This window comes from Roseovarius sp. B-10 (genome assembly GCF_056859295.1).
Genome location: NZ_JBSXOE010000034.1, coordinates 129,822 through 149,899 on the forward strand (window position 1 = coordinate 129,822; position 20,078 = coordinate 149,899).

Below are 20,078 nucleotides of genomic sequence, written 5' to 3' on the forward strand. Positions count from 1 at the left end.
AAGGATACCAGATGGCGGACTGATCGAGGTTAGGTTGCGCGCATTACAGAGGCTTGTCGACCAGAACGCGAACCGTGCCCGATGCTTTGCCTGACCTTTGCCGCCCGGAAGACCCCGCGCCGGGCAACTTTGCGATCACCTTGAGTCGGTTGCTGACGCCGCGCCGGTTCCCAGTTCGATGATCTCGGCGGTAATTGCCTCCTGTCGCACCCGGCGCAGGGTCGCCTCGAAGTGGCCCAGCTCGCGCGTGATCTGGTTGGCTGCGGCAGACATGGCCTCCATTCTTGCCTCGTTCTCTGCGGCAAAGGCATGGAGCGCCGCCTTAGACACCAGGGCGTGGAGATAGTCCCCGCTGAGATTGTTGATCAGGGTGTCTGTCGGAAGCTGGGTCAGTGGACGTGTCACCCCGGGCGGCGGCAGGTCCGACAGATCGACCGGCAACAGAGCCTGCCGGACGACTTGAGGTTGCCCGGACGCCCAGACAGCATGGATCATGTCAATGCGTTCGAGGTGCCCCTCGCCCAAGGCGCGGTAGATCGCCTTGGTGATTGTATCGGCCAGTTTCGGAATGCCTGGCGTGTGCGAGGACATTGGCGCGGACCAGACCGGATGGAGGCCGCGCGCGGCGGCGATTGACAGGCCACGGGTGCCGATCAGAAACAGGCTGGCGGTCGACAGGTCGTCTTTGACGCTGTCGAGAACGCGTTCGCTGAAGGCGCCGGCAAAGCCCTGTTCGGCGCAGAACACCAAGAGGCCGATGCCGCCGTTGGCTTGACCTCCGGAGGTTTCGGCCGGTGGAGTGGGACGCGCGGGGCCGAGTGCGTCGGAAATGGCGGCGGCAATTGTCGCGGCATAGCTGTCGACGGCTTCTATCTCATCGCGTGCGGTGTTGGCGCGGGCGGCGGCGATGCCCTTTATCGCGTTTACCACGGCCCCCAACTGGCGAATGCCGTCGATCCGGGCGCTGACATCGGCCAGTCGTTCGGTCATGGCGCTGGCTCCCTATCGCCAAGCTGCGTCGCAAGGCGGGTCATCGCGGCCATCAGGGCGGCCCGTGCCGCCTCATTCAATTTCCCGGTTTCGGAAATGGCACGCAGAGCATGGCCGGCATCCCGGTCCAGGGTTTCCGGGAGTGCATCCCGAAAGGTGGTAACTGCATCGAGTGGCAAGGGGTCCAGCAGCCCCGTTTGCACGGCGAGCAGGAGCGCCACTTCATCGACCAAGCGAAGCGGCGCATTCTGCGGCTGACGCAGGATTGCACGGATCCTTTCCCCGCGTTTGAGTTGGTCGCGAACGCGACCTTCGGGCATGCCCCCGAACCGGGTGAACATCTCCAGCTCCAGAAACTGCGCATAGTCGAGCCGCAGGGTTCCGGCGGCCTCCCGCAGCACGGGCGCCTGGGTCTTGCCGCCCACGCGGCTGACGCTGAGGCCCACATCCACAGCCGGTTTCTGCCCCTGATGGAACAGATCCGTATCCAGCACGATCTGCCCGTCCGTGATCGAGATCAGGTTGGTCGGGATGTATGCCGACAGGTTCCCCGCATCGGTTTCCGCGATCGGCAAGGCGGTCAAGGTCCCGCCGCCACGCGCCTGAGACAGTTTGGCCGCCCGTTCAAGCAGGCGGGCATGGATGTAGAACACGTCCCCCGGATAGGCCTCGCGCCCCGGAGATTGCCGGGTCAGCAGGGCGATCTCGCGGTGGGTGGCGGCGTGTTTGGACAGATCGTCGATCACAACGAGGGCGTGACCGCCCTTGTCTCGGAAATATTCCGCCATCGTCATACCCGCATAGGGCGCGATCCATTGCAGCCCCGGCGCCGAGGCGGAGCCCGCGACCATCACGATGCAGCGCGCGAAATTCCCATGCGCCTGAAGCGCGTCGATGGCGCGGCGCACGCTCGATGTCTTTTGCCCCACTGCGATATAGACGCAGATCATGTCGCTGTCGCGCTGCGCGATCATCGCGTCGGTGGCCAGGGTCGTCTTTCCGGTGGAATGGTCGCCGACGATCAACTCGCGCTGGCCCCGGCCAAGCGCGAACAGCGTGTCCATCACGAGTATCCCGGTCTGCACCGGCTGGGTCACGAGATCGCGTTCGATGATCGACGGCGTCGGCCGCTCTATCGGCCACCGCTCTTCGGCCTCGATCGCCCCTTTTCCGTCCAGCGGGCGGCCAAGTGGGTCGACGATACGCCCGAGCAGCGACTCTCCGACAGGCACGCTCACCACTTCGCCGGTGCCGAAGACCGCGTCGCCTGCCTCGACCTTGGTCGCCGCGTCAATGAACACGCAGCCGATCAGATCCGGGTCCAGAACCCGTGCGAACCCGAATTGGCCGCCCTCGAACCGCAGAACCTCGTCTAGTCGAACATCGCACAAGCCCGAGATCATCGCGACACCGTCCCCGATCTCTTCGACACGGCCTCTGTGTTCGGATCGCGGACCGAGTGCAGCGCGCTGCACTGCGCCCTGCGCTGATGCGAACCAGTCCAGCGTATCAGCCGGCATTCTCGACCTCCTTCAGGATGTTCTCAAGGTCGGCCCGCCAGCTGTTGTGAAGCACGAAATGCGCGCTGCGGAGTTCCAGTCCGACGATCAGGTCGGGATCTGTAACAAGGCGAAAGCGGGGCGCGTCGCCCAACGCATCCTTTATCGCTTGTTCGATCTCGGCCCTTTCCGCACCCTCCGGTTCTGTCGCGGTGATGATCTCGATCTCGCCCGAGGCTATCAGCGCCGTTCGGTCGGAGTCGGACATGCCCGCGATCGCCTCGACAAGGTGCGCAAGGAACGCCGCCCGGACCGCAGGCGTGTTGAACTGCCCCAGAAGCCGCGCGGCAATCTCGACTGAAAGCTCGGTGGCCTTCGCGGCGTTTTCCTTCCGTGCGGTAGTCCGGTCACGGTCAATGGCCCTGCGCGCGGCCGCCAGTAGTGTATCTGCCTCGGTTTGCGCATCCTTCCGCACGGATTTCGCGACTGTATCCGCCGCCGCCTTGGCCTCGGCAAGCATGGCATCGCGTTCCGCCGCGATGCCTGCGCGGGCCTCGGTGACCTCTGCCAGCGCAGCATCGGCTTTCGCTTGTGCTGTCTTGCCTTCATCCAACATGGCTTGCGCGGCTTCCTGCCGCCGGGTGATGGCCTCGGCAACCGGACGCCAGAACACGCGGCTGAGAAGCCAGACGAGGATCAGGACGTTGATGGCCTGAAGACCCAGTCCCCACCAATCGAGGGTCATGCGCTCATGCCAGTAGCGGGTTGGCGAAGAGCAGCAGGAGCGCAATCACCAGGCAATAGATTGCCGTCGTCTCGATCATTGCAAGCCCAACGAACAGCGTGCGCGAAATCGTGTTTGCGGCATCGGGCTGACGGGCAATGGCATCCATTGCGGCGGCAACGGCGCGCCCCTCGGCAAGTGCGGGGCCGATGGCGCCGAAGGCCACCGCGAAGGCGGCGCAGAAGATACTGGCAAGGGGAATATAGTCCATCATGAATCCTTTTTCGTTGGGGAAGGGGCAAGGTCAGTACTTGGAGGGTTGTGCGCGGCGACCTTGACCGTGGAGGTGATGAACACCATCGCCAGCACCGCGAAGATGTACGCCTGCACCAGCCCGATCAGCAGATCGAGCGCCATTAGCGGGATCGGTACCAGCAGGCCCGCCAGCGAGGCGACGATGCCGATGACGAACACTCCGCTCATCACGTTGCCGAACAGGCGGACGAACATGGAAAAGACCCGCGTCAGGCTTTGCAGGATGTTGAGCGGGATCATCACCGGGTTGGGCGCGGCGAAGGATTTCAGCCAGCCGCCCACACCCCTGGCGCGTATTCCGAACCAGATCACGGACAGGAACACCAAGACGGCGAGGGCGGCATCGGTTTCAAGCTGTGCGGTCGGTGGCTCGACTCCCGGCACAAGCGAGGACCAATTCGCCACGAGGATGAACAGAAAGAGCGTGCCGATGAACCCGCGATAGGGTGCGGGCGCGACGCCTGTTGTCTCGGTAATCTGGGTGTCGAGCGTGGCGACCATCAGCTCCAGCGCGGCCTGCCGCCGGGTCGGTCTGAGGTCTAACCGGCGCGTCAGGGCAAATGCCCCGATCACCAGTATCGCCATGATCGCCCATGTCGTGACGATGGCTTGCGTGATCGGAACCGGTCCGATCTGGAACAGCACGGTGGATTCGAGGGGAGAGTTCATGTCTGGATATCCCCCATCCTGCGAAGCATTATCCACTTGGCGCAGAGAACCCCCGCAAACGCCGCGAGCAGGGCAAGGCCACCCAGGAGCACGGCCATAAAGAACCCGGTGGCCAGAAGCGAAACGCGTCCCAGGGTCAGGGCAATGGCCCGTAGGGGTTCACCCCCGTTGACGATAATCTTGGCTGTCTCGCGAAGCGCGCGGAAATAGCCATATCCGACCAAGAGCCCGCCAAGAAAGCATACCGGAAGAAGGACGAATAGCGGGAGAGTAGTGAGATCGATCATCGCGCGTTCATCCATTTCCAAGCGGTCCAGCCGCCAATGCAAAGCCCGAGCAGCATCATCGGCGCGCTCCAGAAGATGCCCGTCTCAAATTGCCCATCGAGCCAGCGTCCGAAGAACAAGCCCGCCAGGGTCGGCACCACGAAGATCCAACCCAGCACGCCGATCTGTGCCAAACGTCGACCGACGGACATGTCACCTTCGCGCAGCCACCGCTCGTGTCGGCTGCGATGCTTGCGGATTTCCTCGACCAGCGGGTCGGTTTCGGGCGGCTGATCGGTTTCGGGCGGCGGCGACGGGTCTTCGGTCATCGGAACTGTCCCGTGTCTGCGCCCGCATGCAATCGGCTGATCATCCGGCGGATCGCGTGTAATTGCAGGCGCATCGTCTCGACGTGCTCGACCCGTTCCTCGTTCACATCGGACTGAAACCGGGCCAGAACCTCGCTGTCCAGCGTGGCCAGATCGTCTCCGGCGACCGCCTCTCGGGTGGCAACGGCGATGTCGGTGCCGCCGGTCACACTCAGCACCCCGCCGCGCACGGCGCAGAACCGTTCTACCCCTGCGGTCTTCCAACTGACGATGGACACCGCTAGCGCGGTCAGGAACGGTGCGTGGCCGGGACGGATGCCGAAGCTGCCGCTCGCGTCTTGGGCGCGCAGGCTGTCGACCGCGCCGTCCACCACGACTGACAGGGGGGTCACGATGCGCAGCCTCATGCCACCGCCTCGCTGGCTGTCGCGGCGGCCTCCTTCTTGCGCGCCTCATCCAGCGTGCCGACCATGTAGAGCGCGCTTTCGGACCACTCGTCGGCCTCGCCGTCCAGTATGGCGCGGCACCCCGACAAGGTTTCGGCAAGCGGCACGCTGGCGCCCGGCGTGCCGGTAAAGGCCTCGGTCACCATGAAGGGTTGGGTCAGGAACCGCTGCAACCGCCGTGCGCGTCTGACGATCAGGCGGTCGGCGGTGCCCAGTTCCTCGACCCCCAGCAGCGAGATGATATCGGTCAATTCGCGGAACCTTGCCAGTGTCTGACGGACGGCTTCGGCGGTTTGGTAGTGGTCGTCACCGACAACCAGTGGATCCAGCAGCATCGAGGAAGAACCCAGCGGATCGATCGCCGGATAGAACCCCTCTGCGGCCTGGGCTCGCGACAGCATGATGACGCAATCCATATGGCCGGAAATCGTGGTCACGGCGGGGTCGGTGAAATCGTCGGCAGGCACGTAGACTGCCTGAATGGCGGTCACGGTGGACCCCGCGACGGAGGCGATGCGTTCCTGCAGGCCCGCGACTTCCGTTGCCAAAGTGGGCTGGTAGCCTACGCGAGAAGGCAAGCGGCCAAGCAGGCTCGAGACCTCGGCCCCTGCCTGAACAAAGCGGAACACGTTATCCATCAGCAGAAGAACGTTCTTATGCTTTTGATCGCGAAAGTATTCCGAAATGGTCAGCGCGGTCAGCGGGGCCCGCCAGCGCGCACCGGGCGGCTCGTTCATCTGACCGTAGACCAGCACGGTGCGGTCCAGCACGCCCGAGTCCTGCATTTCGGTCAGAAGCTCATGCCCCTCGCGTGATCTCTCACCAACGCCGGCGAAGACCGAAATGCCTTCGTATTTCTCGACCATGGCGCGGATCAGTTCCATCACCAGAACCGTCTTGCCCACCCCGGCACCACCGAACATCGCGGCCCTTCCGCCCTGCGCCATCGGTGCCAGCAGGTCGATCACCTTGATCCCTGTCTCGAACACGTCGGCGGCACCAGTCTGGGAGCTCAGAAGCGGGGGCAGCGCGTGGATCGACCGTCGTGGTATAGCGTCCGGCAGGGCAGGCCCGTCATCCTTCGGATTTCCCACGACATCCAGAAGCCGGCCAAGGACGGCTTCGCCCACGGGCACGGTGACCGGCCCGCCACTGGCATGGACCGAAACGCCACGGGCGAGGCCCGCCGTGGATTGGAACGCCACTGCGCGTACCGTCTTCTGATCGAGGTGGCTGTGGACTTCGAGAATGAGGGCCGTCGGCCGATCCCAGTTCACAATCAGCGCGGAATTGATCGCTGGCAGGTCGGACCCGGCAAAAACAACATCCACGACCGCCCCCCGGACGGCATGAACGACGCCTTCAGAGGGGACGCGTTGATCGGAGGACGCCGATGGGTCGTCCCGGGCGTTCGGGACATTCGTCTCTGTCCCACCGGGCAGGTCAGGGTCTCCCACATCTGCGCGGGTCCCGGCGCGGATAGCGCTGTTGCCCAGTGCCAGATCTGCGCTTGTGGATGTCAAACGGGCCTCATTGTTTTGCTCTGATCCCCGACGTTGGACCAACCGATAGACGTAGTAAAGGCTGCGGTCAGTCAAGAACTTCGGTATGATAGGGGACCATGTTGTTCGCGCCCTGACATAGATCAGCGACGAAGCGGACGTCGCCATGGCATTTTGAAATGATTGGCGCCTCAACATGCGCTGGTTGTCGAACAGGGAGCCCGGATGTCCAAAGATCCATACGAAGCGCTCGGCCTGACGAAGGCCGCCACGGCTGATGATATCAAGAAAGCGTATCGCAAGCTGGTGCGGACAAGCCACCCGGACTTGCATCCCGACGATCCAGGGGCCGAGGAACGGTTCAAGGTAATCTCCGCTGCCTATGATATCCTGAAAGATCCCGAGACCCGTGCCCGTTATGATGCCGGAGAGATCGACGGCCTCGGCGTGGAGCGCCCGCGGCGGCAGTATTATCGTGATTTCGCGGATGCATCAGACAACACTTACCAACAAGGGCGCGGGTTCGGAGCGGATGCCGATCCGGCGGATATCTTCGCGGAAATTCTGCGCAATCGTGGGCGGTCGCCGGGTGGCAATTCTGCCGGTCGTGGATTCTCGGCCCGCGGCCCGGACGTGAGCTACACCCTTGAGGTTCCGTTTCTTGATGCAGCCCGCGGAGCCGAGACCCGGATCACCTTGCCCGATGGTCAGAGCCTAGCGGTCAAGATCCCGCAGGGCACCGAGGACGGCAAGACGCTGCGGCTGCGCGGCAAGGGTGCTTCCGGCTTTGGTGGCGGTCCGGCAGGTGATGCGCTCATCACCGTTCTGGTGCGACCCCATCCGGTGTTCCGTCGCGACGGCGACGACATCCTGCTGACACTGCCCATCACCATCGACGAGGCGATTCTCGGCGGCAAGGTCACAGCACCGACCATCGATGGCCCCGTGGGCCTGACGATCCCCCCGGGGGCGAGTTCAGGCCAAGTCCTGCGCTTGCGGGGGCGCGGGATCGGTCATGTCGGGCGCAAGGCGAAGGGCGACCAGAAGGTCGAGTTGAGGATCGTCACACCGCCCCAAATTGACGCGGGCCTGCGCGATTTTTTCACGGAATGGCGCAAGACGCATAGCTTCGATCCACGCGTCGATCTGATGAAAGGAGCCAGCGCATGACAGAAAGATTTTCCGAAGACGACGTCATCATTGCTGTCACTCGTCTGACCCGAAGGCAACTTTCGCGCTTTGTCGAGTGCGAACTGGTTCGCCCGGAGCGCAGTGAAAGCGGCGATATCTATCGCCGCGTCGACATCGCGCGCCTGGAACTCCTGTGCGAATTGTCCCAGGATCTCGACCTGGACGAGACGGCCTTGGGCATCGTGATCTTGCTCATCGATCAATTGCATGCCGCGCGACAAGACCTTGCTACCATGGCACGCGCCATAGACACCCTGCCAACAGACCTTCAAGCCCGGATCATTGCCGCCACGAAACAGCCCTGAGCGCAATTCGAATGGGACCCGAGGTTGGTGTTCCTGCACGTAACAGCACTGCACGCCTCTCACTCTCTGGTCGCTTCGCCGCGATATGTATCGTCTTCAAACCGCAGAATATACTGGCCGCATCGGAAACTTCTATTGCAGAAAGGGCAGATGGAGAACTGGACGTCCTCTCCTTTCTGCTTTTGCGGCTCTTGGAAAACACCCAATCATATTGAGAATTGCTGGAAGTTGGGGGCGTTCGGCGCAGCTTTCGAGTGAGGCAAACCCGCGAAAAGCGGGGCACGGTCACGCCCGAGTGCCGCCCCGAACCTCGCGCCCGTCCTCGCGCCATTGCGGCAGGCCGCCATCCATGCGCCGCGCGTTGAAGCCGCGGTTGCGCAACAGGGCCACGGCCTGGTGGGCGTAGATGCAATAGGGCCCCCGGCAATAGGCGATGATCTCTGCCTTGGGGTCGAGCGTGGGCAGGAGCCGGTCGAGATCGGCCAGTGTGGTGTTGCGTGCGTCGGGGATGTGCCCGGCGGCGAATTCGTCCTCGGGGCGGATGTCGAGCAGGGTGACGGCCCCCTGTGCGAGCCGCTCGGCGAGATCGGCGCGGGTGATCGGCTCGGGGGCCGGGGCACCGCCGTAGAGCCCGTCGAGAATATCCGTGACCTGCGCCAGGTTGGCCTCGGCCACCTCATTCAACAGTGCCATGAGCGTAATCGCACGGGCGTCTTGTAGCCGGTAGATCACCGCCTTGCCCGCGCGGCGGCTGGTGACGAGCCCGGCACGGCGCAGCTGTTGCAGATGCTGCGAGGCATTGGCCACCGTCAGCCCGGTCTTGCGCGCCAGCGTCTCGACCGACGCCTCGGTCTGCGCGAGTTGCTCCAGCAGCATGAGGCGCGCGGGGGCGGCAAGCGCCTGCGCGACGAGGGCATATTCCTTCAGGAGGGCTTGTTTGGGGCTGGTTGACATGGCGTAGACGTGTCTCTAATCATTCAAGTGGTTACTTGAATGATAACGGCTACGCGCCGCCGCGCAAGCCCGAAAGGCCCGCCCATGTCAGACGCGATCCTGAGCGCCGAGCCGGTGATCCGAGTGACGGCATTCCTGGGCATCCTCATCGCCATGATGGTCTGGGAACTGGCTGCACCACGGCGCCGGAAGGAAATTCCGCGCGTGATCCGCTGGACCAACAACCTCGGCCTCGTGGTGCTGGATACGGTGATCCTGCGGCTGAGTTTTCCACTGCTGGCTGTCGGGCTGGCGATAATCGGGGCCGAGCGCGGCTGGGGTCTCTTCAACAACATCGACGTGCCCGGCTGGGTGGCGATCCTCGTCTCGGTGCTGCTGCTCGACCTGGCGATCTACCTGCAACATGTGCTGTTCCACGCGGTGCCGGGGCTGTGGCGGTTGCACCGGATGCATCACGCGGATCTGGAATTCGACGCCACCACCGGATTGCGCTTTCACCCGGTCGAGATCGTGATGTCGATGGGGATCAAGCTGGCGGTGGTGGCGGCGCTGGGCCCGCCCGCCGTGGCGGTGTTGATCTTCGAGGTGTTGCTGAATGGTACCGCGCTCTTCAACCACGCCAATATCGACCTGCCGCGCAGGGTGGATCGCTGGCTGCGGCTGATCGTGGTGACGCCGGACATGCACCGTGTGCATCATTCGATCGATCCGCGCGAGACGAATTCCAATTATGGCTTCAACCTGCCGTGGTGGGATCGGCTGCTTGGCACCTATGTGGCGCAGCCGGCCAAGGGGCATGAGGGCATGGAGATCGGGATCGAGCAGTTTCGCACGCGGCGCGACCTGTGGCTAGACCGGATGCTGGTGCAGCCGTTGCGCGGCCCGGCGAGCGGTGGCGCGCTCGATCCCCGCAACACCAAGGAGGACCGCCCATGAAGCACCTGATCCTGCTCAACGATCCGCCCTATGGCACCGAGCGCAGCTTCAACGGGCTGCGCATGGCACATGCGCTGGCCAAGCATGACGCGGAGGCCGAGATCACCGTGTTCCTGATGGCCGACGCCGCGCTCTGCGCCAAGGCGGGGCAAAAGACGCCGGAGGGGTTCTACAATATCGAACGGATGCTGCGCCGCGTTCTGTCGGCGGGCGGGCGCGTTCTGATCTGTGGCACCTGCATGGAGGCGCGGGGGCTGAGCGAGGCCGAGATGCTGGAAGGGGCCGCGCGCTCGACCATGGACGAGCTGGCCGAGGAAACCCTCGCGGCGGACAAGGTGCTGGTGTTCTGAGCTGGTCACAAGGGCGCGAGATACGGGGCCCTGGCCGCTGAACGGCTTGCGCGATCATGTCTGAGGGCTGACAAGCGACCCATTGCACAGGGAGGCCCTGATGTCTGACACCCCGAACCGATCCTGGATGGCCGCGCTTGCCACAAGCCTGTCGCTCATCGCCTGCTACGGAACGCTGGCGGCGATTGCGTTGCTGGGTGCGCTCGGGGTTGGCATCGCCCTCAACGAGGCGGTCTGGTCCGGGGCCATCGTGCTATTTGCCGCGCTTGCGGTGGCGGCGCTGGCGCTCAGGTGGCGGCGGCACGGGCGCGGCGTGCCGGTGCTTCTGGGCGGTGCCGGATTGGCGCTGATCGCCTTTGCGATGTATGTCAGCTATTCCCTGCCCGCCGAACTGGGGGGTTTCGTGCTGCTCTGCCTGGGCACCTGGACCGATTGGCGCGGCGGGCGGGCATGAGCGACGCGCGCCTGCCGCCGCTCCTGCGCGACAAGGATCGCGACGCGCCCTCGGCCTTCACGCCCGAGAGCCTGTTGCGCGAAGCGCGGCGTCAGAAGCGGGCGGAGTCCGTCGCGGTGCCCGAAATATGCCTGCTCGATCCCGATGGCGATATCGTCCGCGCGCTGTGCGCCGTGGGCCGTGCGTGGCGGCATACGGGATGGGTCTGTTACCACACGGAGATGTGGGTGTTGGATCTGGAGGGGCTCGAGATCGGGGTGGTGGGCTGCGCCGTGGGGGCGTCCTTTGCGGTTCTGGTGGCCGAAGAGATGTTCGCGTCGGGCTGCCATCTGCTGATCAGCATCACCTCGTCCGGACAGATCACGCCGCAACGCGCGCCGCCCTATTTCATCGTGATCGACCGGGCGTGGCGCGACGAAGGCACGAGCTATCACTACCTTCCGCCATCGGATTGGAGCGACGCACCCGCGCCGCTTCTGGAGCGGTTGGGGGGCGCGTTCGAGGACGTCCCGCGCGTCCTGACCGGCCCCACATGGACCACCGATGCGCCGTTTCGCGAGACGGAGGCCGCCATTGCCGCCGCCCGTGCCCGTGGCATCCTCGCGGTAGAGATGGAGGCGGCGGCGCTATATGCCTTTGCCACCGCCCGTATGCGCGACGTCATCTGCCTTGCCCATGTCACCAACCAGATGGGCACCATCGAGGGTGATTTCGAAAAGGGTGAGGCCAATGGCAGCGAAGATGCGCTGAGCGTCGTGGCGCGGATCGTGGCACGGGTGGGGCGGGGCGCGCCCGGGATATCGACCCGACAAGCCCCCTGACGGGAGGTGTCCAATCTCACTCGCGCAGCCGAATTTCGGACGGTGCTAACATAGGTCAGCGCGCGGGATATATTCCAAGGATAACAAGCGAGCAGGGCGCCGGGTTGACCCTTCTTGTCGACTTGGCGACGGAAATCGACCAAGCGGGTCGGACACGAAAGCATGACGGGGCCGCTGCATCGTCCTTCGCTCGAGAAGGTCGGTTGCGACTTCCCCGCGACCCTTCACACCCCGCAGGTATCAAGGCGAACTGCCCGCTGACGGCAAGTTCTCCGGAAGCGGAGGCGCGTCGCCGGGGCATCAGCTTCGCGGTTTATCGCGCCACCGCGATCTACATGGTCGGTCGGGGCATTCGGAAAGGCTTCGAATGAGTGCGCCCGAATGACCCCGCTCAGGACCACCCCCTCGGGCCGTGGCGAAACAAGCGGACAACGGGCTTTGGGACGGCGCTCGCCGAGGTGTCGAGCCGCGTGCACAAGGCCAGCGAAAGACGACGTCTCGGGGCGGACACACCCCGCGATGGGCCGGACACCGAATTCAGAGAATACGAGAGGAATGCAGCGATGAACCAGACCACCAAGACGATTGCCGTGTTCGCACAGCCCTTTAGTGTTCCGGGGTTCGATGAAACGCTGCCAGCGGGCGCATATGAGATTGAAACCGAACACTTTGCCCCTCCCGATCTACTTGACCCGGACGCATGGAAAGCCTCTGTCATGGTGAAAATGCACGCCCGGCAATCGCATCCCGGTCTTGCCCGGATACTGACCGTTTCGCTGATCGACCTCGACCGCGCACGCGCGCGAGACAATGCGACGGGCAAGAAACTGACGGACCTTTTCCTGGAGGAAATGCTGGGCGATCCGCTTGTCCTTCTCGTGATGGAGGCCGACGGTGTCAGCGAAGCGCAGCTTCGGCATCTCTATTCCGGTTCGCGGACTCCCCGAACCGGGGATGACGCGACGGGTTTGAAAACGGCAACGATGACCCGGCGGGACGAGGCTTCGATCCGGGCCGCGGAGAACGAGGGGATGCCAGTCAAGACCTGAGGTGTGACGACGCAAAACGCGCGTGATGCAAGATAACGCGCTTGCAGAGACCTTCCGCGCGCATTGCCAAAGCGAAGGATGTGCCGAGGTTACAGGCGTGGCTGGCATGACAGGCTGCGCTGTGAACGGTTCATGCGCCGGGGCGTTGTGGCCAGATTTTCGACGCAAAAGCTGCTTTGGATCAGTATGGCATCGCGGATTTTGTGCCAGCGTCCCGGTCAACAGGCTCGAATCGGCCTGTTCCGCGCGGTCGATTGCGGTTGCCGGAATGCCGGATCACGGGGGATGCCCCGTGCCGCGGCGAGTCATCAGGCCGTCATCGGTGCCGAGGTAAACCGAGAACGCACCGGGCCGTGGTGGCAAGCCTTGACCGAAACATCAGCGGCGGCAACCCTTTGGAAATCCGCCGGGGTGATACACATGACGACGAAGGATAAGGAACCTTCAATGACAGACTCGCCAAGACCCTGCCAAGAGAGGGTCACGCAACCCAACGAACAGGACATGCTGCAGGACACCGGGCGAAAGGGTGCTCCGTCCCGAGCGCCGCGCGCGCCGGTCCCGGCCGTGTCCTCTGACACCCAGCCTTGCTCCGGCGTGCCCGATGCACAGCCGGAGAGCCCGCCCGCTGCGTCGGACTGGACGCGGTCGCTGATGAAGTATCGTCAACCCATCCCCTCTCGTAGTATATTCGAGTTGGCCGTCACGCTTGCACCTTTCGTCGGGATATGGGCGGTGGCCTGGTGGATGCTCTCGATCAGTACCGTGTTGGCTGTGGCGCTTGCCCTGGCAAACTCGGCGTTCCTGCTGCGCCTGTTCATCATCCAGCACGATTGCGGGCACGGCTCGCTGTTCCGCGACCGGCGCCTGTGCGACTGGATCGGACGCGGGATCGGCGTGCTCACGCTCACGCCCTATGATGTCTGGCGCAAGACCCACGCGATCCACCACGCCACCACCGGCAATCTCGACCGGCGGGGCATCGGCGACCTGCCGACGCTGACCGTTCGGGAATACCAGGAAAAGGGTTGGCTCGACCGGGCGCTTTATCGCCTCGTCCGCAATCCCGTCTTTCTGTTCGGGGTGGTGCCGTTCTACACGTTCTTCCTTCAGAATCGGTTGCCCGTCCACCTGATGCGGTCGGGGTGGCGCTACTGGTTGAGCGCCATGGCGACGAATGCCGCTATCGGCCTGACACTGACCCTCATTGTCTGGCTGGGCGGTTGGGATGTCCTGCTGTTCGTGTTCCTGCCGACGATGCTTCTGGCCGCGATGGCAGGCATGTGGTTTTTCTATGTGCAGCACCAGTTCGAGGAAACGAGCTGGGAGTACGACGAAGACTGGAACATTCAGGAGGCGGCCTTGCACGGCAGTTCGCACTACGCGCTGCCCGGCGTGCTGCGCTGGATCACCGGCAATATCGGTGTCCACCACGTGCATCACCTGGCAAGCCGCATCCCGTTCTACCGCCTGCCCGAGGTGATCGAGGATCACGACCTGCTGGCGCAGTCCAAGCGCATCACGCTTTGGGAAAGCCTGCGCTGTGCCCGGCTTCACCTCTGGGACGAACAGCGCGGCAGGCTGCTGTCCTTTGCCGAAGCGCGGGCGAGTGCCGCCTGAGCATTGCAACGGGACACCCGGTCATCCGAGGGCGGGCACAGATGCCAGCGGGGCTGCGCCGATGGCGCGGCTCAGTAGGTCTTGTTCGCCTCGGCGGATTCGGTGATGGCATCCGCCCCGGCGGAGACGTCACGGCCGATCCCGGCGGTCGTGCTGCACGCCTGCACCAAGAAGGCCGTGACGATGGCGAGTGTGAGCAACGGCGCTGTCGTGAACCATGAGGTTTTCATCTTGATCTCTCCTTGCCGCGGATCAAAGCGGCATCTGCCGCGATCTGCTTGGTCATTCCTACACCGGTTCGCGAACGCGGGCGCTTACCTGTATCAGCCATCGCGCCGGACCTTTCCGTCTCGGCCATGAAAGGTCAAAGCGCCGGGCGGCTCGTGCCGATTTACGCGTCAGGTACCAACCTGGATCAGTCCCGCACCGGAGCGAACCGTGTAGGGTTCTTGTTGGCGGCAGACCATTCAGCCGTCGGATGTTTGTTGCGAGTGACGGCGAGGCTTTCTGCCGGCGGACCGGCCTCCAGCCCGGCCCGGCAGGAAGCCTTGTCAATTCGTACAGACGCTTGAAAGGATCCATTCCATGGACTCGAAAACACCCGCACTGAGCACCGCCGACAAGATGAAGAACGTCAAGGCGGCCTGCGACGGAGCCACCGCCGGCCCCATGAAGGACTCGGCGATGAAGCACCTCCAGGCAGCCGAGAAGGCGCACACGGCGAAGAATGACGGCGAATGCAACCGCGAACTCGACTCGGCCAGGCACGCGCTGGCATAAGTTTCGCTCAGTTGGAAACGGTGCCCCTCCGGCAGGACCTTCCGGGGGCGGCGCGTCAGCGCAGGAGCGGCCCATCCTGATCCAGATAGGCGGTGTCGAACCCTGCCATCTTGCGTAACCGCTCGATATCGTCGAAGACCACCTGCCCCTTCTGGAAGGTGACGAGCCCGTCATCGCGCAGATGGCGCAACACCCGGTTCACATGCACCGCGCTCAGCCCGAGCGCGTCGGCCAGGTGATACTGCGTCAGCGGACAGGCAAAACCGGTCTTGTCCGCCAATCCCACAAGCATCAGCCGTGACCCGAGCTCGAGCAGGAAATGCGCCATGCGTTCCTCGGCCGACCGGCGGCCGATATTGACCAGATGTTCCACCACCATCGCCTCGTCCCGCGAGGCCGCCCAGAGAACGGCGGTGGCCAGCCGCGGCGCATGCGCGAAGGCATCGAGAATATCCGTGGCGAGAACCTCGGATGCCTCGATGCGCGTGACCGCCTCGATGCTGTGATCGGCGGTGCGGAACAGCACGCTGCGCAGCCCCAGAAAATCGCCCGGAATCTGGACATCCACGATCTGCCGTTCGCCATCGGGCAGAATCTTGTAGGACAGCGCCCAGCCCTCGGCCAGGATGAAGGCGGAGGCGTTCGATTGCCCCTCATGGATCATCTCGTGCCCCGGCAAAAAAGTGCGGCGGCGTCGGTGAAACCGCGCCAGCGTATCGAGATCGACCTCCGTCAGGGCGACGAAGGCCAAGAGTTTTCGGGTCAACGGGCTGTTCAATAGCACCATTCTCGCTTCCATTGCTAAAGTCTCGGCAGGCGGGCGTACGAATGCGGATAGTTGGGAAATGAGTGGGCAAAACTGCTTTGCATCAGCCCACGCTAACAGAAAACGTTTATGATCGCACGATGTTGCAGGTCAATGAGGGCCGGCACATTGATCTCGATTTGAAAAGAGAAGCTGACATGCCCCTTTACAACGACACTGCCGGAACGGCCGCCCTGGCGATTTGCGAGTCGTTGCTGCTTGCCATGAATGACCGCAATATCCTGCCCGAGAAAGAGATCGTGGGCATTCTCAAGGATGCGGCCGCCGCGCATGAAAATGCACCGGCAGGCGACGACGATGCACTGCACGCCGAGGTGGCTGCACTGATCAACGGAATTCTGAATGGGGGCAACTCGGTGCGACGGCCCTGAGGCCCCGCGCCAGGGGCCGGGGAAAAGACGCATTCGGGGCAGCCCCGCCGGGCGACGCCGGCGGGGCTGCGGTTTTGACCGACAATCCGGCACCCTGACGGCCCCGCTTGATCACCTCTCGCTATCGCGCATCAGCAGGCCCATCTGCCGCAACTGCTCTGCCTGCGACGGCTGGATCGCGGCAGACGCGGTGGCGAAGGTCACGTTCTGGAGGTTGATCTCGGGGCTCAACTTACGCACTTCATGGATCTCGCGCACCTGTTGCAGGCTGAAGCTGCGTCCGATGTCGCGCTGGTCGGCCGCAAGCAGGGCCGCGCACAGGCTCTCGCGGTCGCTGGCCGCCTGATAGTCGTAAGTGTCGACTTTCGGTTCGGGAAGGTCACGAACCACCACCGGCGCAAACTCCTGGGTGTCGTCGAACAGCACATATTCGCGCCCGTCCATCTCGATCAGAACGCGCCTCAGGACGCGCCCGCGGGAATCGCGGATGGTGACGATCTCGGTGCCATCGCTGCGCATGACATTGGTGCGCGTGGAGCCGTCGCTGAACCGCTGGGTGCGCACATCCGAACCCGGCTGACGAAGCAACGCATCGTCGTCCTTTTGGATACGGTAGTCATTGTCGTCATCCACGACGATGACCCGGTCCCGGGTATTCGCCTCGGCGCGCTGACCGTTCAACAGGATCCCGCCGACCACCGCCGCGCCGAGCGCGAGCAGACCTGCCTTTTGCAGATCGCTCATTCCGCTATCGGACTTCGCTTGTGGTGCGGCATTCTGTTGGGTGAGGGTGCCCTGCTGATTTTCAGGGTTCCATTCGTCGAACTCTTCATCGCTCGAACGGCTTGTATCTTCGGTGATCGTCTCGGTCGTCACGTCGGCCGGAGTTTCGTCATCGACCTCGGCCGCGAGTGCCTCGGCTTCCTCTGCCGCGAGGGCCTCTGCTTCCGCTTCTGCCTCTGCGCGGGCGTCAGCCGCCGCCGCCGCATCTTCCTCGGCCTTATCCGCTGCCGCTGCGTCGGCCTCTGCCTCGGCTTCCTCCGCCGTCAGAGCCTCTGCTTCCGCTTCCGCTTCCGCCTCTGCGTGGGCGTCAGCCGCCGCCGCATCTTCCTCGGCCTGATTCGCTGCCGCTGCGTCGGCCTCTGCCTCGGCTTCCTCCGCCGCCAGGGCCTCTGCTTCCGCTTCTGCCTCGGCGTGGGCCTCTGCGGCTGCCTCCGCTTCTGCCTCGGTCTGATCCGCTGCCGCAGCGTCAACCTCTGCCTGTGCTTCGGCTCCCGCTTCTGCCTCGATCTGGGCCGCAGCGTCGTCGACAAGGTTTTCAGCCACCGTCACGGCTGCGGCAAGTGCTCCCTCGTCGTCCACTGTTTCTGCGTGTGTTTCGGCATCGGCAGTGTTCGCGTTGGCTTGTGCCAGCGACGGGACTGGTTGCAGCAATGAGATGGCAGCGAGAATTGCAGTGGTCGATTTCAGGGAATTGCGTGTCATGTCGTTTTCCTCTCAAGGGGGGGCAGGATAAGCGTCGCGGATATCACTCCAGCGCATCGACAGCGGCCCGGCATTTTTCCAGACAAACGGGTTCGTTATCGTCCGTGAAGGGCGCCATGCCGTGCGCGCCCGATCATGTCCAAGCTAGCCCGAAAGGAACGCGGACAGGCTGATGCATGTAAGTGCCAGTGGTCGTGAAACCTGCGATACATAAGGAACGAACGGGCGAAACGATAAGTCGTCCGCAGACCTTCACACCTGACATCACATCCGAACAGGAGCCGTGCGGCATGCCCATCAGGGCACCGCAGAGGCATCTGGCGATGATGGTGAAATCAAGGACAATCAAAATGAACCTTTTCAAGACCACAGTTCTTTGCAGCGTATTCGCGCTGGCCGCCGCCGGCCCGCTGGCCGCGTTGGAAAAAACCCTCTCCGGCGTGGAGGTCACATCTGACCTGAGTTCCTATGAGGAAGCCAATGTCCTCAAGTTCTGGCCAAGCCTGGACGAAGACCTCGCCACCGCGATCAGTTCGAAGCTGAACATTGATGACAAGGCCGACGCGCCGCGGATCTCGGTCGAGATCAACAAGGTTTCGGTCGATGGCGACACGGTGTTGCCGGATTCGGGCGAATTCAACACGCTCGAGGGCACCGTGACCACGCATGAAGGGGGCAACGATCCCGAATCGACCAACAAGGCGGACGACCCCGATTCCCAGATCGGCAGCTACGCCCTGCGCATGACGGCCACCAGCGCAGAGCGCGAGATGCCCGATGGCTGGGTCACCGTGGCCCCGTCCCAGGACGATTTCTACACCGCTCTCGTTGATGCATACGCGACGACCATTGTCGAGCGCATCGAGGAATAATCGCTGATATGAGACGCCGGTCCGACATCTGTCGGACCGGCGTTTTTCCGATTCGGGACAGGTTTCCGAAAGGCAAGGACCGGCGCGCAGGGCATTTTCTACAATCCCGACCGGATATCAACCTACCGGAGGCTTCCCGAATGGTAAATGTTCTCACGACCGCGACACAAGCAGTGCAATGGCCAGGCAGCCTGATCCGACCGGCATTGTCGCTCCAGGCGGCGCTTAGCGACCTTGTTGTCGAGACGGCATTGCTGCCTTTCAGGACGTTCAGCCCCGCGACAACGGCCGACACAGACGCATCCGGGGCGGGCAAGATCAAACGCCGGATGGGAGCCGTGATCCGGCGGTTACGGGATATGCCGACGCTTGCGACCGGGCCCGCCACCCGAGCAGGGGGCGGCCAGATGCCCCTCCGCATTCCATCGGAGGCGCAATACCTGACCCGCAGGCATCGAAGCGCTGCGGGCTCGCGTAGCTTCCGGCTCTATCTGCCGGCCAGCCATCCCGACCGGCCCAAGGGCCTCATCCTGATGCTGCATGGTTGCAACCAGACCCCGGAAGATTTTGCCATCGGCACACATATGAATGTCCTCGCAGAAAAGCATGGGCTTGCCTTGGCTTATCCGGCGCAGACCAAGCGGCAAAATCGTGGGGCGTGCTGGAACTGGTTCAAACCACGCCACCAGATGCGCGGCACCGGAGAGTCCGCCATTCTCGCCGCGCTGACGCGCAAGCTGATGCGCGAATTCGGCCTGGGTCGCGATGATGTCTTCGTGGCCGGGCTCTCGGCAGGTGGTGCGATGGCGACAATTCTTGCAGATGTCTACCCGGATGTCTTTGCCGCCGCCGGGGTGCATTCCGGCCTTGCGCGGGGGGCAGCATGGGATACGCTTTCGGCGATGTCGGCAATGCATAGCGGCGGCGCGCCCACCGGAATTGCCGCCATCGCCGTCACGCGGGCAGGGCCGGTGCGCCGGATCATTTTCCAGGGTGCAGACGACCGCACGGTCAACCCGCTCAATGCCGGATTTATCGTCGCGGCAGAGATGGGCGAGGATGTCGCGCCCACCAGAGTGGGCAAGCGGTCCGTGCGCGGGCGTGACTATTCCCGTAGTTTCTACGCGGACCCCAAGGGCGCGGTCCTGATAGAGCTGTGGATGATCGAGGGCTCCGGACACGCCTGGTCCGGGGGCCGCGCGGCGGGATCCTACACCGACACGAAAGGCCGGGATGCCTCGGCGCAGATGGTGCGTTTCTTTCTGGACAAGCCGGCGTGAGACGGGTTCGCTGATCCTGAGAGAGACCAGGACCACGCCACGAA

25 protein-coding genes are annotated in these 20,078 nt (G+C 63.7%); 12 read left to right on the forward strand and 13 right to left on the reverse strand.

Going from position 1 to position 20,078, the window contains the following annotated elements; genetic code table 11:
* Positions 1-135: 135 nt before the first annotated feature.
* Genes AC13D8_RS11705 through atpD form a run of 9 tightly spaced genes read right to left on the reverse strand, consistent with a single transcriptional unit; the run spans position 136 to position 6,680 of the window.
* The gene (locus tag AC13D8_RS11705) at positions 136-990 is read right to left on the reverse strand and encodes a F0F1 ATP synthase subunit gamma (RefSeq protein WP_482968988.1); all 855 of its coding nucleotides are present in this window, start codon (positions 988-990) and stop codon (positions 136-138) included.
* Positions 987-2,510 carry a F0F1 ATP synthase subunit alpha gene (locus AC13D8_RS11710; protein ID WP_482968989.1) on the reverse strand — a complete coding sequence of 508 codons (1,524 nt, stop codon included), beginning with the start codon at positions 2,508-2,510 and terminating at the stop codon, positions 987-989. The genes AC13D8_RS11705 and AC13D8_RS11710 overlap by 4 nt, the downstream gene beginning before the upstream one ends.
* Positions 2,500-3,234, reverse strand: coding sequence for a F0F1 ATP synthase subunit B family protein (locus tag AC13D8_RS11715; protein WP_482968990.1), 735 nt, complete (start codon positions 3,232-3,234; stop codon positions 2,500-2,502). Before AC13D8_RS11715 ends, AC13D8_RS11710 begins: the two co-directional genes overlap by 11 nt.
* Positions 3,235-3,238: 4 nt before the next feature.
* On the reverse strand, positions 3,239-3,484 hold the full coding sequence (locus AC13D8_RS11720) for a F0F1 ATP synthase subunit C (protein WP_104018562.1): 246 nt from the start codon (positions 3,482-3,484) through the stop codon (positions 3,239-3,241).
* Positions 3,484-4,197, reverse strand: coding sequence for a F0F1 ATP synthase subunit A (locus tag AC13D8_RS11725; RefSeq protein ID WP_482968991.1), 714 nt, complete (start codon positions 4,195-4,197; stop codon positions 3,484-3,486). The genes AC13D8_RS11720 and AC13D8_RS11725 overlap by 1 nt, the downstream gene beginning before the upstream one ends.
* Positions 4,194-4,499 (reverse strand): N-ATPase subunit AtpR, encoded by a 306-nt coding sequence (locus AC13D8_RS11730; protein ID WP_482969046.1) that lies wholly within the window; start codon positions 4,497-4,499, stop codon positions 4,194-4,196. The genes AC13D8_RS11725 and AC13D8_RS11730 overlap by 4 nt, the downstream gene beginning before the upstream one ends.
* Positions 4,481-4,792, reverse strand: coding sequence for an AtpZ/AtpI family protein (locus AC13D8_RS11735; protein ID WP_482968992.1), 312 nt, complete (start codon positions 4,790-4,792; stop codon positions 4,481-4,483). Before AC13D8_RS11735 ends, AC13D8_RS11730 begins: the two co-directional genes overlap by 19 nt.
* Complete coding sequence (locus AC13D8_RS11740) at positions 4,789-5,199, reverse strand: F0F1 ATP synthase subunit epsilon (RefSeq protein ID WP_482968993.1); 411 nt, start codon at positions 5,197-5,199, stop codon at positions 4,789-4,791. The genes AC13D8_RS11735 and AC13D8_RS11740 overlap by 4 nt, the downstream gene beginning before the upstream one ends.
* Positions 5,196-6,680, reverse strand: a complete 1,485-nt coding sequence (gene atpD, locus AC13D8_RS11745; RefSeq protein WP_482969047.1) for a F0F1 ATP synthase subunit beta — start codon at positions 6,678-6,680, stop codon at positions 5,196-5,198. The genes AC13D8_RS11740 and atpD overlap by 4 nt, the downstream gene beginning before the upstream one ends.
* A gap of 285 nt (positions 6,681-6,965) precedes the next feature.
* Between atpD and AC13D8_RS11750 the strand changes: the two genes are divergently transcribed.
* The gene (locus AC13D8_RS11750) at positions 6,966-7,910 is read left to right on the forward strand and encodes a DnaJ C-terminal domain-containing protein (RefSeq protein WP_482968994.1); all 945 of its coding nucleotides are present in this window, start codon (positions 6,966-6,968) and stop codon (positions 7,908-7,910) included.
* Entirely contained in the window at positions 7,907-8,236 is a 330-nt protein-coding gene (locus AC13D8_RS11755) for a hypothetical protein (RefSeq protein ID WP_482968995.1), read from the forward strand. The genes AC13D8_RS11750 and AC13D8_RS11755 overlap by 4 nt, the downstream gene beginning before the upstream one ends.
* 285 nt (positions 8,237-8,521) lie before the next feature.
* On the opposite strand, the gene AC13D8_RS11760 is transcribed toward AC13D8_RS11755, so the two are convergent.
* The gene (locus AC13D8_RS11760) at positions 8,522-9,190 is read right to left on the reverse strand and encodes an ArsR/SmtB family transcription factor (RefSeq protein WP_482968996.1); all 669 of its coding nucleotides are present in this window, start codon (positions 9,188-9,190) and stop codon (positions 8,522-8,524) included.
* A gap of 84 nt (positions 9,191-9,274) precedes the next feature.
* Between AC13D8_RS11760 and AC13D8_RS11765 the strand changes: the two genes are divergently transcribed.
* The 6 genes from AC13D8_RS11765 to AC13D8_RS11790 all read left to right on the forward strand — a co-directional run bounded on the left by AC13D8_RS11765 (position 9,275) and on the right by AC13D8_RS11790 (position 14,420).
* Complete coding sequence (locus AC13D8_RS11765) at positions 9,275-10,126, forward strand: sterol desaturase family protein (RefSeq protein WP_482968997.1); 852 nt, start codon at positions 9,275-9,277, stop codon at positions 10,124-10,126.
* On the forward strand, positions 10,123-10,476 hold the full coding sequence (locus tag AC13D8_RS11770; RefSeq protein WP_129431836.1) for a DsrE/DsrF/TusD sulfur relay family protein: 354 nt from the start codon (positions 10,123-10,125) through the stop codon (positions 10,474-10,476). The genes AC13D8_RS11765 and AC13D8_RS11770 overlap by 4 nt, the downstream gene beginning before the upstream one ends.
* Before the next feature lie 100 nt (positions 10,477-10,576).
* Positions 10,577-10,930 carry a MerC family mercury resistance protein gene (locus tag AC13D8_RS11775; protein ID WP_482968998.1) on the forward strand — a complete coding sequence of 118 codons (354 nt, stop codon included), beginning with the start codon at positions 10,577-10,579 and terminating at the stop codon, positions 10,928-10,930.
* Positions 10,927-11,751, forward strand: coding sequence for a nucleoside phosphorylase (locus tag AC13D8_RS11780; RefSeq protein WP_482968999.1), 825 nt, complete (start codon positions 10,927-10,929; stop codon positions 11,749-11,751). The genes AC13D8_RS11775 and AC13D8_RS11780 overlap by 4 nt, the downstream gene beginning before the upstream one ends.
* Before the next feature lie 563 nt (positions 11,752-12,314).
* On the forward strand, positions 12,315-12,800 hold the full coding sequence (locus AC13D8_RS11785) for a hypothetical protein (RefSeq protein ID WP_482969000.1): 486 nt from the start codon (positions 12,315-12,317) through the stop codon (positions 12,798-12,800).
* A gap of 597 nt (positions 12,801-13,397) precedes the next feature.
* Positions 13,398-14,420, forward strand: coding sequence for a fatty acid desaturase (locus AC13D8_RS11790; protein WP_482969001.1), 1,023 nt, complete (start codon positions 13,398-13,400; stop codon positions 14,418-14,420).
* Positions 14,421-14,491: 71 nt separating this feature from the next.
* Here the strand turns inward: AC13D8_RS11790 and AC13D8_RS11795 are convergent, their stop codons facing one another.
* Positions 14,492-14,650: a hypothetical protein gene (locus AC13D8_RS11795; RefSeq protein WP_482969002.1), complete on the reverse strand. Its 159-nt coding sequence runs from the start codon at positions 14,648-14,650 to the stop codon at positions 14,492-14,494.
* A gap of 355 nt (positions 14,651-15,005) precedes the next feature.
* On the opposite strand from AC13D8_RS11795, the gene AC13D8_RS11800 reads away from it, so the two are divergent.
* Positions 15,006-15,200, forward strand: coding sequence for a hypothetical protein (locus AC13D8_RS11800; RefSeq protein WP_482969003.1), 195 nt, complete (start codon positions 15,006-15,008; stop codon positions 15,198-15,200).
* A 55-nt stretch (positions 15,201-15,255) separates the two neighbouring features.
* Here the strand turns inward: AC13D8_RS11800 and AC13D8_RS11805 are convergent, their stop codons facing one another.
* Complete coding sequence (locus AC13D8_RS11805; RefSeq protein ID WP_482969004.1) at positions 15,256-15,987, reverse strand: Crp/Fnr family transcriptional regulator; 732 nt, start codon at positions 15,985-15,987, stop codon at positions 15,256-15,258.
* A gap of 176 nt (positions 15,988-16,163) precedes the next feature.
* Between AC13D8_RS11805 and AC13D8_RS11810 the strand changes: the two genes are divergently transcribed.
* Positions 16,164-16,397, forward strand: coding sequence for a hypothetical protein (locus AC13D8_RS11810; protein WP_129431891.1), 234 nt, complete (start codon positions 16,164-16,166; stop codon positions 16,395-16,397).
* Between the two features lie 111 nt (positions 16,398-16,508).
* On the opposite strand, the gene AC13D8_RS11815 is transcribed toward AC13D8_RS11810, so the two are convergent.
* The gene (locus AC13D8_RS11815; protein ID WP_482969005.1) at positions 16,509-17,882 is read right to left on the reverse strand and encodes a hypothetical protein; all 1,374 of its coding nucleotides are present in this window, start codon (positions 17,880-17,882) and stop codon (positions 16,509-16,511) included.
* Positions 17,883-18,172: 290 nt separating this feature from the next.
* On the opposite strand from AC13D8_RS11815, the gene AC13D8_RS11820 reads away from it, so the two are divergent.
* Together AC13D8_RS11820 and AC13D8_RS11825 are read left to right on the forward strand one after the other, a co-directional pair.
* On the forward strand, positions 18,173-18,754 hold the full coding sequence (locus AC13D8_RS11820; RefSeq protein ID WP_482969006.1) for a hypothetical protein: 582 nt from the start codon (positions 18,173-18,175) through the stop codon (positions 18,752-18,754).
* Between the two features lie 407 nt (positions 18,755-19,161).
* Complete coding sequence (locus AC13D8_RS11825; protein WP_482969007.1) at positions 19,162-20,034, forward strand: extracellular catalytic domain type 1 short-chain-length polyhydroxyalkanoate depolymerase; 873 nt, start codon at positions 19,162-19,164, stop codon at positions 20,032-20,034.
* The last annotated feature ends 44 nt before the right edge of the window (positions 20,035-20,078 follow it).

Coding starts and splice junctions, on each gene's coding strand:
- AC13D8_RS11815 (WP_482969005.1), bottom strand. CDS start 17,882: ATGACACGCAATTCCCTGAAATCGACCACTGCAATTCTCGCTGCCATC.
- AC13D8_RS11825 (WP_482969007.1), top strand. CDS start 19,162: ATGCCCCTCCGCATTCCATCGGAGGCGCAATACCTGACCCGCAGGCAT.
- AC13D8_RS11720 (WP_104018562.1), bottom strand. CDS start 3,484: ATGGACTATATTCCCCTTGCCAGTATCTTCTGCGCCGCCTTCGCGGTG.
- AC13D8_RS11730 (WP_482969046.1), bottom strand. CDS start 4,499: ATGGATGAACGCGCGATGATCGATCTCACTACTCTCCCGCTATTCGTC.
- AC13D8_RS11755 (WP_482968995.1), top strand. CDS start 7,907: ATGACAGAAAGATTTTCCGAAGACGACGTCATCATTGCTGTCACTCGT.
- AC13D8_RS11725 (WP_482968991.1), bottom strand. CDS start 4,197: ATGAACTCTCCCCTCGAATCCACCGTGCTGTTCCAGATCGGACCGGTT.
- AC13D8_RS11765 (WP_482968997.1), top strand. CDS start 9,275: ATGTCAGACGCGATCCTGAGCGCCGAGCCGGTGATCCGAGTGACGGCA.
- AC13D8_RS11710 (WP_482968989.1), bottom strand. CDS start 2,510: ATGCCGGCTGATACGCTGGACTGGTTCGCATCAGCGCAGGGCGCAGTG.
- AC13D8_RS11795 (WP_482969002.1), bottom strand. CDS start 14,650: ATGAAAACCTCATGGTTCACGACAGCGCCGTTGCTCACACTCGCCATC.
- AC13D8_RS11705 (WP_482968988.1), bottom strand. CDS start 990: ATGACCGAACGACTGGCCGATGTCAGCGCCCGGATCGACGGCATTCGC.
- AC13D8_RS11750 (WP_482968994.1), top strand. CDS start 6,966: ATGTCCAAAGATCCATACGAAGCGCTCGGCCTGACGAAGGCCGCCACG.
- AC13D8_RS11810 (WP_129431891.1), top strand. CDS start 16,164: ATGCCCCTTTACAACGACACTGCCGGAACGGCCGCCCTGGCGATTTGC.
- AC13D8_RS11805 (WP_482969004.1), bottom strand. CDS start 15,987: ATGGTGCTATTGAACAGCCCGTTGACCCGAAAACTCTTGGCCTTCGTC.
- AC13D8_RS11715 (WP_482968990.1), bottom strand. CDS start 3,234: ATGACCCTCGATTGGTGGGGACTGGGTCTTCAGGCCATCAACGTCCTG.
- AC13D8_RS11820 (WP_482969006.1), top strand. CDS start 18,173: ATGCCCATCAGGGCACCGCAGAGGCATCTGGCGATGATGGTGAAATCA.
- AC13D8_RS11770 (WP_129431836.1), top strand. CDS start 10,123: ATGAAGCACCTGATCCTGCTCAACGATCCGCCCTATGGCACCGAGCGC.
- AC13D8_RS11775 (WP_482968998.1), top strand. CDS start 10,577: ATGTCTGACACCCCGAACCGATCCTGGATGGCCGCGCTTGCCACAAGC.
- AC13D8_RS11735 (WP_482968992.1), bottom strand. CDS start 4,792: ATGACCGAAGACCCGTCGCCGCCGCCCGAAACCGATCAGCCGCCCGAA.
- AC13D8_RS11785 (WP_482969000.1), top strand. CDS start 12,315: ATGAACCAGACCACCAAGACGATTGCCGTGTTCGCACAGCCCTTTAGT.
- AC13D8_RS11800 (WP_482969003.1), top strand. CDS start 15,006: ATGGACTCGAAAACACCCGCACTGAGCACCGCCGACAAGATGAAGAAC.
- AC13D8_RS11760 (WP_482968996.1), bottom strand. CDS start 9,190: ATGTCAACCAGCCCCAAACAAGCCCTCCTGAAGGAATATGCCCTCGTC.
- AC13D8_RS11780 (WP_482968999.1), top strand. CDS start 10,927: ATGAGCGACGCGCGCCTGCCGCCGCTCCTGCGCGACAAGGATCGCGAC.
- AC13D8_RS11740 (WP_482968993.1), bottom strand. CDS start 5,199: ATGAGGCTGCGCATCGTGACCCCCCTGTCAGTCGTGGTGGACGGCGCG.